Source organism: Pseudomonas sp. NA-150, assembly GCF_044336365.1.
Lineage (GTDB): Bacteria > Pseudomonadota > Gammaproteobacteria > Pseudomonadales > Pseudomonadaceae > Aquipseudomonas.
Genome location: NZ_CP172305.1, coordinates 1,341,428 through 1,354,569 on the forward strand (window position 1 = coordinate 1,341,428; position 13,142 = coordinate 1,354,569).

At 60.4% G+C, this 13,142-nt stretch carries 9 protein-coding genes; 5 read left to right on the forward strand and 4 right to left on the reverse strand.

Going from position 1 to position 13,142, the window contains the following annotated elements; translation table 11 throughout:
- Positions 1–119 precede the first annotated feature (119 nt).
- Genes dsbG through dsbD form a run of 3 tightly spaced genes read right to left on the reverse strand, consistent with a single transcriptional unit; the run spans position 120 to position 3,465 of the window.
- Positions 120–887 (reverse strand): thiol:disulfide interchange protein DsbG, encoded by a 768-nt coding sequence (gene dsbG, locus ACF0H7_RS06440; RefSeq protein WP_397451954.1) that lies wholly within the window; start codon positions 885–887, stop codon positions 120–122.
- Positions 884–1,723: a prolipoprotein diacylglyceryl transferase family protein gene (locus ACF0H7_RS06445; protein ID WP_397451955.1), complete on the reverse strand. Its 840-nt coding sequence runs from the start codon at positions 1,721–1,723 to the stop codon at positions 884–886. The genes dsbG and ACF0H7_RS06445 overlap by 4 nt, the downstream gene beginning before the upstream one ends.
- The gene (gene dsbD / locus ACF0H7_RS06450) at positions 1,723–3,465 is read right to left on the reverse strand and encodes a protein-disulfide reductase DsbD (RefSeq protein WP_397451956.1); all 1,743 of its coding nucleotides are present in this window, start codon (positions 3,463–3,465) and stop codon (positions 1,723–1,725) included. Before dsbD ends, ACF0H7_RS06445 begins: the two co-directional genes overlap by 1 nt.
- Positions 3,466–3,643: 178 nt before the next feature.
- On the opposite strand from dsbD, the gene ACF0H7_RS06455 reads away from it, so the two are divergent.
- Both ACF0H7_RS06455 and ACF0H7_RS06460 read left to right on the forward strand, forming a co-directional pair.
- Positions 3,644–4,333 carry a response regulator gene (locus ACF0H7_RS06455; RefSeq protein ID WP_397451957.1) on the forward strand — a complete coding sequence of 230 codons (690 nt, stop codon included), beginning with the start codon at positions 3,644–3,646 and terminating at the stop codon, positions 4,331–4,333.
- Positions 4,330–5,655, forward strand: coding sequence for an ATP-binding protein (locus ACF0H7_RS06460; protein ID WP_397451958.1), 1,326 nt, complete (start codon positions 4,330–4,332; stop codon positions 5,653–5,655). The genes ACF0H7_RS06455 and ACF0H7_RS06460 overlap by 4 nt, the downstream gene beginning before the upstream one ends.
- Here ACF0H7_RS06460 and ACF0H7_RS06465 read toward each other — a convergent pair.
- Positions 5,646–7,091 (reverse strand): NCS1 family nucleobase:cation symporter-1, encoded by a 1,446-nt coding sequence (locus ACF0H7_RS06465; RefSeq protein ID WP_397451959.1) that lies wholly within the window; start codon positions 7,089–7,091, stop codon positions 5,646–5,648. The two genes, ACF0H7_RS06460 and ACF0H7_RS06465, sit on opposite strands and share 10 nt — an antisense overlap.
- A 339-nt stretch (positions 7,092–7,430) precedes the next feature.
- On the opposite strand from ACF0H7_RS06465, the gene ACF0H7_RS06470 reads away from it, so the two are divergent.
- From ACF0H7_RS06470 to mgtA, 3 genes are all read left to right on the forward strand, one after another.
- A complete protein-coding gene (locus ACF0H7_RS06470; RefSeq protein ID WP_397451960.1) occupies positions 7,431–8,162 on the forward strand; it encodes an aspartate/glutamate racemase family protein in 732 nt (243 codons plus the stop codon).
- A gap of 461 nt (positions 8,163–8,623) precedes the next feature.
- On the forward strand, positions 8,624–9,901 hold the full coding sequence (locus tag ACF0H7_RS06475) for a serine/threonine transporter (RefSeq protein WP_397451961.1): 1,278 nt from the start codon (positions 8,624–8,626) through the stop codon (positions 9,899–9,901).
- Between the two features lie 598 nt (positions 9,902–10,499).
- The gene (gene mgtA, locus ACF0H7_RS06480) at positions 10,500–13,115 is read left to right on the forward strand and encodes a magnesium-translocating P-type ATPase (protein WP_397453845.1); all 2,616 of its coding nucleotides are present in this window, start codon (positions 10,500–10,502) and stop codon (positions 13,113–13,115) included.
- Positions 13,116–13,142 lie beyond the last annotated feature (27 nt).

Consider the following 13,142-nt stretch of genomic DNA (forward strand, 5'->3'; position numbering starts at 1 on the left):
AATCAACTGTAGGAGCTGCCGAAGGCTGCGATGAGGGCCGAAGGACCTTCATGGCGTCGGATCACAATGGCCGGTTCCCGACCAATCGCAGCCTTCGGCAGCTCCTACAGGAAATGGCGTTACTTAGGCCCCAGGATTTTGCCCAACATCTCCGGCCGTGGCGCACCTTGTTGCTGTTGCAGGCGGCCGTTGTCGTCCATGTAGAAAATCGACGGCGTGGCCGACAGCCCCAGATCGGTCATCAACTGCATGTTGGCGTCGAGCTTGGCCTGAATGTCTTTCGGGATGTTATCCAAGGGTTTCAGCGTACTGCTTCTGCCGGCTTTCTCGTGATCGTGCAGCGCGGTTTCCGGGGCTTTGTCGGCGAACAGCGCGGCGGCTTTGGCCGGGCTGGTTTCGCTGATCACGCCGACCATGATGTGGCGCAACTGCACTTTGCCGGACTCGACCCACGGCCGCGCCTGCGACCAGAACATGTTGCAGTACGGGCAGTTCGGGTCGCTGAACAGGTACACCACTCGCGGTGCGGTCTTGCTGCCGTCGCCGATCCAGTTGCTGTGTTCCATCTTGGCCCAGACTTCCTTGGCCATCGGCGCGTAGACCAGTTTATCCAGCGGCGCCTTGCTCAGGTCTTCGCCTTTCTCGTCGTACAGATTGCCCGCCACCACGTGCTTGCCATCAGCGGTCAGGTAGAAGGCGATCCCTTCGTTCTGGTATTGGGCGGCATAGCCACGCAAACCGTCCGGCGCATCGAAACTGCCGACGATTTTCGCGCCCTTGGCTTCCAGCGCCTTGATCGGGGCCGGCAGTTCTTCCGCCTGAGCGAAGCTGGATTGCAGGGCGATCAGGCTGATGGCTGCTGCTAAAAAATGACGATGCAACTTCATGGGGTAATCCTTGAATTCGAATGCGTAGAAGTGTCAGTGGCCAGGCTGTCGAGCGAGCGTTGCAGGCTGGCGGTGGACAATTCACCGAGATGGCTGCCGAGCAGACGACCGTCGGCGGAGTAAAAAATCGTGGTCGGCAGGGCCATGGAGCCGACGCTTTGCGCCAGCGCACCGCTGCCATCGAACAACACATTATTCAGTTTGAGGTTTTGCGCGGCGAGAAAGCTGGCAACCGCCTGCGGGCTTTCGGCCTGATTGACGAACAGAAATACCACACCCTCGTGCTCGGCCTGGGCTTTTTCCAGCACCGGCATCTCGCGACGACACGGCGGGCACCAGGTGGCCCACAGGTTGATCACCACCGGGCGACCTTTGAAGTCCGCCAATTGCACCGATTCGCCGGCTTCATTACGCAAGGTCATTTGCGGCAGCTGTGCGCTTTTTTCATAGATGCTCAGGCCCATGCCGGTCAGCAGCCAGAACAGCAGACCACTGCTCAGGGCGAACCCCAACGAACGGCGCAACGCGGGCTGACGCCAGCCACGCCACAGGCCGCCAAGGATGACCGCGACAACCCCGACCCAAACCAGAAAACCACCGTCGCGGATATCAATGATTTGCAGCGGCTCGTGGCGAAACTGTGGCCAATAGGCGATGACAAAACCTGCCCGCGCCGCCACTAACCCCAGCAAGAACACACTGAACAGCGCCGATTCGGGATTGGTGCCGCCGCGTTTGGCCACCCACCAGCCCACCAGCGTCGCCAGGCCCAGCGCCAACAACAGCAGCAGGTGATTCATCGCCAACGCGAAGGGGCCAATCGAAAAACTCAACATCAGCCACGCTCCCGGGTGGTTTGCCAGTGTTGCAGGAAGGCCTCGGCATCGACCTCGCCCGTGATGCGTCGGTCGCGTAACTCTTCGCCTTGCGGGCCGATCCACAAGAAGGTCGGCGGCCCCGGCACTTTGTAGCGGCTAAGCAAAGCATGGGTGGCGTCGTTGTCGTCGGTGACATCCAGTTTCAGCCAGCGTACGCCTTGCAACGCGGCCTGCACTTCAGGTTTGGCGAACACCTGCTTCTCCATGATCTTGCAGGACACGCACCAGTCGGCATAGTAATCCACCAACACCCACTGGCCCTTCGCCTTGGCCGCGTCGAGTTCACGTTGCAGCGCCGCGTTATCGTTGATCTTGGTGTAGCTGTTCTGTTCCGACGCCGTGTGCGCGGCGGCCTGCCGTGCGCCGCTGAATACCTGCAGTGGGCGCAACGGGTCATCCGCGCCACCGGCCGCACCGATCAACATCAGTGCGCCCCAGAAACCGATCACCAGCGCACCCGGCCCGAATATTAGCCCGCCGCGTTTCAATTGGCGGGTCTGCATCACCCCGGCGTAAGCGACGATCAACAGCAACGCGCCCCACAGGCCAACCCACAGCGATTCGTCCAGCAACGAGCGGGCCATCAGCAACGCGGTGCCGAGAAACAGGAAGCCAAACACGCCTTTGAGGATGTTCATCCAGGCGCCGGGTTTCGGCAGGAAACGATTGCCCACCGTGACCAGCAGCAACAGTGGCACACCGATGCCCAAGCCCATCACAAACAGCACCAGACCGCCGTGCAGCGCATTGCCGCTCTGCGCGATATAGAGCAAGGCGCCGGCCAGTGGCGCGGTCATGCACGGACCGACCATCAGCCCGGATAAGGCACCCAGCACCCCGGCGCCCACCAGACTGCCGCCACTGCGCTGGCGCCCGGCGTTCTCCAGGCGATCCCGCACAAACGCTGGCAGTTGCAGTTCAAAGAAGCCAAACATCGGCAGCGCGAGGACCACAAACAACGCAGCGAAACTGCCCAGCAGCCAGGGTTGTTGCAGCAGGGCTTGCAGGTTGCCACCGAGCAGCGCCGCCAGTACACCGAGGCCGGCATACACCAGTGCCATGCTCAGCACATAACTGCTGGCCAGAGCGAAGCCGCGTTTCGGACTGGCGCCACTGCCGACCACCACGCCCGCCAGAATCGGCAGCATCGGCAGCGAGCACGGAGTAAAGGCCAGCAGCAGGCCGAGACCGAAGAAAATCAACAGGCTCCAGCCCAGCGAGCGTTGTTGCAGGCTGTTGGCCAGCGATTGATCCTGGGCTTCGCCGACCAGCGGGGCAGCGCTGCCATGGCTCCCCAGATCCAGCACTTTGCTTTGCGGCGGATAACACAGACCGGCGTCGGCACAGCCCTGCCAACTGAGTTTCACCTGGCCAGTGGCGGAGGCGGGAAGAATGACGTCCAGCGCTTGGCGATAAACGGTCTGATCGCCAAAAAACTCATCGCTATGAGCTTCGCCTTGCGGCAAAACCGGTTGGGCATCCGCCGACAGACCGTCGAATTTCAGGCGTTTCTGGTACAGGTAATAGCCATCGGTTATGCGCCAATGCAGTTTGGTTTCTCCCGAGTCCAGGCGCTCGGAGCTGAATTCGAAAGCTTGCTCGACGGGCAGGAAATCCGCTTGAGCGAAGGCACCACCGCCCTGAAAGGCCTGAGCCAGAGCGGGGAGCAGCAAGGAGAACACCAGTAGAAAAATCCGCATGAGAAAGCCTTAACAATCAAAGTCCATGCAAGGGTGGCGGGTGTCGATTAACTCGGGATTAATGGTGTGGATCTGCGGCATCGAGTAGGCCACCACTGACACACATCAACCGCCGGGCAGATGCATAATCCCCTCTTAATCCCGACCCGCTTGAATAGCCTATTTCCCGAGCTCCCCCATGCACGTATTGCTCTGCGAAGACGACGACCTGATAGCCAGTGGCATTGTCGCCGGCCTCAACGCCCAAGGCCTGACGGTGGACCGTGTCGCCACCGCTGGCGCCACCCGGGCGATCCTGCAAGCGGCGCATTTCGATGTGTTGATTCTCGACCTTGGGTTGCCGGACGAAGATGGCCTGAAGCTATTGCGTCAGTTACGCCAAAACGGCCTTGAACTGCCAGTGCTGATCCTCACTGCCCGCGATACCGTCACCGACCGGGTCGATGGCTTGCAGGCCGGTGCCGACGATTACCTGCTCAAGCCGTTTGACCTGCGCGAGCTCAGTGCACGCCTGCACACCTTGATTCGTCGCGCCGCCGGGCGTTCGGTCAACCTGATCGAACACGGTAGCCTGAGCTACGACCCCAGCAGTCGGGAAACATTTTTGGCAGGTCAGGTGGTGGACTTGTCCCGCCGTGAGCAAGCGTTGTTGCACGCGTTGTTACACAATCGCGGCAGGGTGCTGTCCAGCGAGCAGTTGAAAGACAGCGTCTACGGTTTCAGCGATGAGGTGGAGAGCAACGCACTCAACGTGCACATCTACCACCTGCGTCGCAAACTGGGGAACGGCATCGTCGAAACCGTGCGCGGTCTGGGGTATCGACTGGGGCCGGCGGATGTCGCGAATACGGAGGCTGAATCACCATGATGAGTTTGCGCGTACGCCTGAGTCTGATTCTGGGCGCGGCGTTTTTGCTGATCTGGAGCTTTGCCGCAGCGTGGATGTTGTATGACTTGCGTAACCAGCTCAGCCAATCCCTCGACCAGCGTCTGGGCGCGTCGGCGCATATGGTGGCGAGCCTGCTCAAGCAAATGCCAATGCCCGACAAGGTCGGCGATCAATCGCTCACCGCCGAGCAACTGGGCATGCCCAACGGGATTGCCTGTCAGGTCAGCTCGTTGCGTGGCGAAGTGCTGGTACGCACTCACGCCAATTCGAATCAGGTGCTCGACGCGCAACAAACCGGTTTCCACGATCAGGAAATTGATGGCGATCACTGGCGCAGCTTTACCCTGGTCATGGGTAATTTGCGGGTGACCACCGCCGACCGCCAGTCCGAGCGCGATGGCCTGCGTCAATCGGTATTGCTCGCGGCGTCGGTGCCGGTGCTGGTGGCGTTGCTCGGCAGTCTGGCGCTGTTGTGGCTTGGCGTGGGGCGCGGCCTGGCGCCATTGAATCGGATGCGAGATGCGCTGAAGCGACGCAGCGCCGATTCGGTGGAGCCGCTGGTTGTACCGGGCCTGCCGAGCGAATTGCAGCCGTTATTGGAAACCCAGAATCAGCTGTTCCAGCGTATCGCCCAGACCCTGGAACGAGAGCGTCGTCTGACCGGCGATGCCGCCCATGAATTGCGCAGCCCGCTGACTGCGATCAAGACCCACCTGCAAGTCGCGCGCATGACCGAAGGCGAGGCCCGAGATCGGTCGTTGGCCCACGCGGAAGAGGGCGCCGACCGCCTGCATCGTACCCTCGAGCAATTGCTGTTGCTGGCGCGGGTTGAGGGCAGTTTGTCGTTCGATGACGGCGTGCAGTGCAGCGCCGAAGAGGTGGCGAGGCTGGCGATCCACGATGCGCGACAGGGCGGTCGTGAACGAATCGAGCTGCGTCTGCCGAAGGACATTTCGTCAGCAGCGGTAGAGATGCCGTCCGTGTTGGCCATCGCCGCACTGCGCAACTTGCTCGACAACGCCTTGTTGCATACACCGGCCGATGCGCAGGTAGTGTTGAGCCTGGAGACCGATGGCGATAAAGCGCGGTTCTGTGTGCGTGACCACGGCCCCGGTATTTCCAGCGACGACCTGCAACACCTGACCCAACGCTTCTGGCGCAACGGCAAAAGCCCCGGATGCGGTCTGGGGCTGGCCATTGTTCAGGCGATTGTGCAGCGCTGTGTCTGTTCCCTGCGCTTCGACAGTCAGGCCGATGGCCTGCGTGTCGAATTGCAGATGCCGTTACGCGTTCAGGCCTGACTGCCGAGGGCAAGCGGCAGCGTGGCGCGCGAGCGCAGTTCCAGCAAGTAGTAGAACAGACCGCCGAGGCCGCAGCCGGTGAACCAGGCGAAGTTGGCAATCGGCTGGAACCACGGGATAAAGCTGAAGCACAGGCCGATCAGGCCGGACGCGATCAAGGCTTTGATCGCCACCCAGTTGAAGCCGTTGCTGTACCAGTACCGGCCGGACGGGGTGTCATTGAACAACGCATCGACGTCGATTTCCTGCTTCTTCACCAGGTAGTAATCCACCAGCAAAATACCGAACAGCGGGCCGATGCACGCCGCCAGCACGTCGAGGGTGTAGTGGATCACTTGCGGGTTGTTGAACAGGTTCCACGGCGTGATAAACACCGAGAGCACGGCCGCGATCATGCCGCCCATGCGCCAGGTGATTTTGCTCGGAGCGATGTTGGCGAAGTCGAAGGCCGGTGAAACGAAGTTGGCGACGATGTTGATGCCGATGGTGGCCGTGACGAAGGCGAAAGCGCCCAGCAGCACGGCGGTGGTGTTGTCGATGCGGGCCACGGTGGCGATCGGGTCGTGGATCATTTCGCCGAAGATCGGCAAGGTTCCGGAAACGATGACCACGGTCACCAGCGAGAACGCGAGAAAGTTGACCGGCAGGCCCCAGAAATTTCCACGGCGAACGTCCGCCATGCTCCGGCAATAACGGCTGAAGTCACCGAAGTTCAGCGTCGGTCCGGAGAAGTACGACACCACCAGCGCGGTGGCCATGATCACCTGACCGAAGGCCTCCCAGCCCGAGAGCTGTTTTTCCGCCAGGGTGAAGCTGATGTTGCTCCAGCCGGCGCGCCAGACGATCCAGCCCGCCAACACAAACATCACCGCGTAGACCACCGGACCTGCCCAGTCGATGAAGCGGCGGATCGAGTCCATGCCGGTCCAGAACACCACGGCCTGCAACACCCACAATGACATGAAACCGAACCAGCCCAGGTACGACAGGCCGGCGAAGGTCACCTGTTGATACGGCGCCAGCTCGGGAAAGAAGCGCAAGATCACGATGACCAGCGCGCTGGAGGCGAGGTAGGTTTGCACGCCGTACCAGGCCACGGCGATCAGCCCGCGAATCACCGCCGGGATATTCGCGCCGAATACGCCGAAGGCCAGTCGGCAAATCACCGGGTAAGGCACGGCCGCTTGTTGGCTGGGCTTGGCCACCAGGTTGGCGATCACTTGAATGATGCAGATACCGGCCAACAGTGCGATCAGCACTTCCCAACTGGCCAGGCCGAGGGCAAACAGACTGGAGGCGAACACATAGCCGCCCACGCTGTGCACGTCGCTCATCCAGAAGGCGAAGATGTTGTACCAGTTCCACTTCTGCGGCAGTGGGCCGAGGTCTTCGTTGTAGAGGCGCGGGCTGTACCCCGCTGGGCGTTGCTCATTCATGAATCGTTTCCCCTTGGCTGCGCCGGTCTTGCTGAACTTCGCGTACGAGACGTGGCGTTGTTTGTATACGATGCAGTACGCACGATGTGTGCCAATGAAATCTCAGGGGGATTTGAATGCTGCTCATCGCTTGGGTTTAAAGGCTTGGCGCGATAAAAACTGGCCTCTTGGACAGCTTGAGGCAGCAGCGCTGTGCCCAATTGCGGTGCGCTCGCGCCCAAGCGGTGCAAGGGGTTTGCGGGTTTTGGTCTGGGTAATTTAAGGCTGGATTGGCCGGTTGGCGATGACATATAGTTGTATACAATTTATTTGAAACTACAGCTCAACCGAGGCCGATCGATGCGCATTCAAGTGATCAACCCCAACACCAGCCAGGCGATGACTCACAAGATCGGCCTCGCGGCACAGGCCGTGGCGCGTCCGGGTACCGAGATTCTGGCGTGCTGCCCGGAGCATGGCCCGGAGTCCATCGAGGGGCATTTCGACGAAGCGATCGCTGCTGTGGGTATGTTGGAGGAAATGGCCAAAGGCGTGCAGCAAGGCTGCGACGCGCACATCATTGCCTGCTTCGGCGATCCGGGCTTGCTCGCCGCACGGGAGTTGGCCAGCGGTCCGGTGATCGGCATCGCCGAGGCGGGCTTTCATCTTGCCAGTCTGGTGGCCACGCGTTTTGCGGTGATCACCACCCTGGGTCGCACGCGAATCATTGCCGAGCACCTGTTGCAACGCTATGGCATGAGTGAGCTGTGTACCTCAGTGCGCTGCATGGAAATCCCGGTGCTGGCGCTGGAGCACTGTGACGATGAGCTGATCGAACGCATTGCCGCCGAAGGCCGTCGTGCCCGCGACGAAGAGGGTGCCGGCGCGATTGTGCTGGGCTGTGGCGGGATGGCCGACCTGCGTCAGGTGCTGAGCGAGGCGATTGGACTGCCGGTGATCGAGGGGGTCAGTGCGGCGGTGAAGCTGGCGGAGTCGTTGGTCGAGTTAGGGTTGGGCACCTCCAAGCACGGCGACCTGGCCTACCCGCTGGGCAAGCGCTTTACCGGACGGTTTGCTCATTTGAGTCGTTGAGTCTCGGAAGGCATGCTCTGCTGTTGGTTGCGCACAGGGTTGCGCGATTACTGTGGGAGCTGCCGAAGGCTGCGATAAGGCCGGAACGGCCTTCGCGATGTAGATCGATCGCAGCCTCCGGCAGCGCCTACAGAGGATTTTTGCTTGGCATAGGTTAGGTCGAAAACCTACGCTTCCGGCATCTGCGAAGAATGATGCGAGGTAATCAACCACTGGTTGTTGACCCATGCATAAGTGAACGGATACCGAGCCTAATCGATGCGCCCGACGTTGTCAGTGCGTGGCAGGTTTGACACGGTCGGCAGCAGTGTAAGACCTGTCCTCAGCAGGTGCCAGACACCTCCCAAATAACCGTTTTTTGTGCAAAGCCTGCGACCATCCCTCCGACAACCCTTTGATTTTAAAGCCAGATCCCGGACAATCGCCGGCCTTTTGATCGTCAACTCGGAGAGTCCTACCGGATGAATGACCAGGCCAATAGCGTCGATGAACGTTTTGAGTCGGTGCCCGCGAGCCTTGCCTCGTGGAGCCGCCACGACACCACCTGGATGCTCGGGCTGTTCGGCACGGCGATTGGTGCCGGCACCTTGTTCCTGCCGATCAACGCCGGCATGGGTGGTTTCTGGCCGTTGCTGATCCTCGCCGTGCTGGCGTTTCCCATGACCTTTTATGCCCATCGCGGGCTGACCCGTTTCGTGCTGTCCGGGCGCGAAGGGGCGGACATTACGGAGGTGGTCGAGGAACATTTTGGCAAGACCGCGGGCGCGTTGATCACGCTGCTGTACTTCTTCGCGGTGTTTCCGATCCTGCTGATTTACAGCGTGGCACTGACCAACACCGTCGGCAGTTTTCTCGAGCACCAATTGCATGTGCAGCCACCGCCACGTGCGCTGTTGGCGTTGCTGTTGATCGTTGGATTACTGGCAGTGGTGCGTTGCGGCGAGAAGGCTATCGTCAAGGCCATGAGCCTGATGGTGTATCCGTTCATTGTGGCGTTGCTGTTTTTGGCGGTGTTCCTGATTCCGCACTGGACCGGCGGCATTCTGACCACCGCGAGCACCTTGCCTGAACCGTCGGCGTTGTTGCGTACCTTGTGGCTGGCGATTCCGGTGATGGTGTTCTCGTTCAACCATTCACCGATCATCTCGGCCTTCGCCATGGACCAGAAACGTCAGTACGGGCAACATGCCGAGCAGCGCAGTTCGCAGATTCTGTCGCGTGCCCATGGCTTGATGGTGGTGATGGTGCTGTTCTTCGTGTTCAGTTGCGTGCTGACCCTGTCGCCGTTGCAACTGGCCGAAGCCAAGGCGCAGAACCTGTCGATCCTGTCGTACCTGGCCAACCACTTCAGCAACCCGACCATTGCTTTCGTGGCGCCGCTGATAGCCTTTGTCGCCATCGCCAAGTCGTTTCTCGGTCACTACATCGGTGCCAGTGAAGGGCTCAAGGGCCTGGTGATCAAGGCCGGGTATCGTCCGGCGCCGAAGACTCTGGACCGCTTGACCGCCGCCTTGATGCTGGTGGTCTGCTGGCTGGTGGCGACCTTGAACCCGAGCATCCTCGGCATGATCGAAACCCTGGGTGGTCCGATCATCGCCGCGCTGTTGTTTTTGATGCCGATGTACGCGATTCGCAAAGTGCAGGCGATGCGTCGTTATGCCGGAAAAGCGTCCAATCTGTTTGTGACGGTGATCGGCGTGGTGGCGATTTCGGCGTTGCTCTACTCGCTGATGCACTGACATTCCTGAACGTGCCCTGAAGAAATTTCTGATAGCCCCGGCAGAAATTTCTCAGCGGTTTACTCTCACAAAAGCGAAGCGTACGATTCGCCCGATTTCATCAATTGCGGAGACCCACAGTGGGTACTTGTTCGAGTGACAGTAGTCGGCCGGTCCTGATAACCGGCACATTCTCGGCAAGATAACGCGCAGCACTTCCTGCCGTTGTCTCGCCGACTAGCGAGAGAGCGGCACCCCGATAGAACCGTCCTGGTTCTGTCTCGACGTCCTTTTCTTCGACACTGAAACAGTGCGTGATGGCTTGACCTATGCGTCGAGCATCGCTGTGCGGACGCGCCTGTCTTTTCGATAGGCGAGGCCACGCCTGCCTGCCAAATTTCGGCAGCGTTTCAGGCTGGTTGTGCCTGCCAAAAGGTTTTCCCTACGCATTACCGTTAGGGGAATAGTTATGAACCTCACTCTCTTGAAAGAGTTTTTCGCAGGCTTCCTGCGCACCCGGCATATCGCTCGGCATTTTCGCCGACTGGCGTTGCTCGACAGCCTGACCGATGCCAAGGTCAGCCGCGAGGTGCCGCCGACTCTGGCGCAAACCCTGGTCATGGCCGCCAACAGTGACGCGGGGGCGTTACTGGAAAAACTCGGCACCCACAGCGACGGCCTGAGCAGCAGCGAAGCCGATGAGCGCCGCGAGCGTTTCGGCCTCAACGAAGTTGAACATGAGCAGCCGCTGCCGTGGTGGGTGCACCTGTGGCACTGCTACAAAAATCCGTTCAACCTATTGCTGACACTGCTGGCCGTGGTCTCGTTGCTGACCGACGACCTGAAAGCCGCCACCGTGATTTTCTCGATGGTGGTGCTCTCGACCTTGCTGCGCTTCTGGCAGGAAAGCAAATCCAACCAGGCGGCCGACGCGCTCAAGGCGATGGTGAGTAACACCGCCACCGTGATGCGCAGCGGCGAAAGCGAAGAAGCGACGTCGATGTTCGGCAAGTTCTACGGCGCGGCGGTGGCCAGCAGCAACGCCGCGCGTATTGAGTTGCCGATCAAACAACTGGTGCCCGGCGACCTGATCGTGCTGTCGGCCGGCGACATGATCCCGGCGGATTGCCGCGTGCTCAGCGCCAAGGACCTGTTCGTCAGCCAGGCGGCGATGACCGGTGAATCGATGCCGGTGGAGAAATTCGTCCGCCAGCAGGACGCCTCTACCAGCAACCCGCTGGACCTGGAGAATATCCTGTTCATGGGCACCAACGTGGTGTCCGGCGCGGCGACTGCGGTGATTTTGACCACCGGTAACAGCACCTATTTCGGTGCCCTGGCGCAACGGGTCAGCGCCACCGACCGTGCGCCGACCGCGTTCCAGACCGGCGTCAACAAAGTCAGCTGGCTGTTGATCCGCTTCATGTTCGTCATGGCGCCGTTGGTGCTGTTCATCAACGGTTTCACCAAGGGTGACTGGATGGAAGCGTTGCTGTTCGCGCTGTCTATCGCCGTGGGCCTGACCCCGGAAATGTTGCCGATGATCGTCACCTCGACCCTGGCCAAAGGCGCGGTATTTCTCTCGCGCAAGAAAGTCATCGTCAAGCGCCTCGACGCGATTCAGAACTTCGGCGCAATGGACGTGCTGTGCACCGACAAGACCGGCACCCTGACCCAGGACAAAATTTTTCTGGCGCGGCATGTGGACGTGTGGGGCGATGAGTCGGAAGACGTGCTGGAAATGGCGTACCTCAACAGCTACTACCAGACTGGCCTGAAAAACCTGCTCGACGTGGCGGTACTGGAGCACGTTGAAGTGCAGCGCGAACTGCAAGTCGGCACCGCATTCCGCAAGGTCGACGAGATCCCTTTCGACTTCAACCGCCGGCGGATGTCGGTGGTGGTCGCGGAGCAAGACCAGCCACACCTGTTGATCTGCAAAGGCGCGGTCGAAGAAGTGTTGTCCGTGTGCAAACGCGTGCGGCATGGTGAGGCCGAAGTCGCGCTGTGCGAGGAGCTGTTGACGCGGATTCGTCAGGTGACGGCGGCGTTCAACGAAGAAGGACTGCGGGTGGTGGCGGTGGCGGCGCGGTCGATGGCTGCGGGGCGGGATACCTACAGCCTGGCGGACGAGCAGGAACTGACCTTGATCGGCTATGTGGCGTTTCTCGATCCGCCGAAGGAAAGCACCGCTCCTGCGTTGAAAGCGCTGGCGGCCCACGGCGTGGCGGTGAAAGTTCTGACCGGCGACAACGAATTGGTCACCGCGAAGATCTGCCGCGAAGTGGGCCTGGAGCAACAAGGCCTGCTGCTGGGCGGCGACGTGGAACGCATGACGGACGCCGAACTGGCGGTTGCGGTCGAGAGCACCAACGTCTTCGCCAGACTGACGCCGACGCACAAGGAACGCATCGTGCGTTTGCTGAAAGCCAACGGCCACGTGGTGGGGTTTATGGGAGACGGCATCAACGACGCCCCGGCGCTGCGCACGGCGGACATCGGTATTTCGGTCGACAGCGCGGTGGACATCGCCAAGGAAGCGGCCGATATCATTTTGTTGGAGAAAAGTCTGATGGTGCTGGAGGAGGGTGTACTGGAAGGTCGTCGGACCTTTGCCAACATGCTCAAGTACATCAAGATGACCGCCAGCTCCAACTTCGGCAACGTGTTCTCGGTGCTGGTGGCCAGTGCGTTCATTCCGTTTCTGCCGATGTTGCCGATGCACCTGCTGGTGCAGAACCTGCTGTACGACATTTCGCAAATCGCCATTCCGTTCGATAACGTCGACGAGGAAATGCTCAAGCAACCACAGCGCTGGCAGCCAGCGGACGTGGGGCGTTTCATGTTGTTCTTCGGCCCGATCAGCTCGATCTTCGACATCCTGACCTTCGTCCTGATGTGGTACGTGTTCGATGCCAACACGCCTGATCACCAGACCCTGTTCCAATCGGGCTGGTTCGTGGTCGGCTTGCTGACCCAGACCTTGATCGTGCACATGATCCGCACCCCGAAGATCCCGTTCCTGCAAAGCCGCGCGGCGATGCCGTTGATGGTGATGACCGGCGTCATCATGGCGGTCGGAATCTTCCTGCCGATGGGACCGCTGGCGCACTACTTCAAATTGCAGGCGTTGCCGTCGCTGTACTTCGTGTTCCTGCCGCTGATCCTGCTGGCGTACATGGGCCTGACCCAAGCGGTGAAAGGCTTCTACATCCGGCGTTTTGGCTGGCAATAAAGCTTCAAAATGTCACCTGTAGGAGGC

What these genes read in the sequence shown, in the direction of transcription:
- ACF0H7_RS06460 (WP_397451958.1), top strand. Translation starts at nt 4,330, where the DNA reads ATGATGAGTTTGCGCGTACGCCTGAGTCTGATTCTGGGCGCGGCGTTT.
- ACF0H7_RS06455 (WP_397451957.1), top strand. Translation starts at nt 3,644, where the DNA reads ATGCACGTATTGCTCTGCGAAGACGACGACCTGATAGCCAGTGGCATT.
- ACF0H7_RS06475 (WP_397451961.1), top strand. Translation starts at nt 8,624, where the DNA reads ATGAATGACCAGGCCAATAGCGTCGATGAACGTTTTGAGTCGGTGCCC.
- mgtA (WP_397453845.1), top strand. Translation starts at nt 10,500, where the DNA reads ATGGCCGCCAACAGTGACGCGGGGGCGTTACTGGAAAAACTCGGCACC.
- ACF0H7_RS06465 (WP_397451959.1), bottom strand. Translation starts at nt 7,091, where the DNA reads ATGAATGAGCAACGCCCAGCGGGGTACAGCCCGCGCCTCTACAACGAA.
- dsbG (WP_397451954.1), bottom strand. Translation starts at nt 887, where the DNA reads ATGAAGTTGCATCGTCATTTTTTAGCAGCAGCCATCAGCCTGATCGCC.
- dsbD (WP_397451956.1), bottom strand. Translation starts at nt 3,465, where the DNA reads ATGCGGATTTTTCTACTGGTGTTCTCCTTGCTGCTCCCCGCTCTGGCT.
- ACF0H7_RS06445 (WP_397451955.1), bottom strand. Translation starts at nt 1,723, where the DNA reads ATGTTGAGTTTTTCGATTGGCCCCTTCGCGTTGGCGATGAATCACCTG.
- ACF0H7_RS06470 (WP_397451960.1), top strand. Translation starts at nt 7,431, where the DNA reads ATGCGCATTCAAGTGATCAACCCCAACACCAGCCAGGCGATGACTCAC.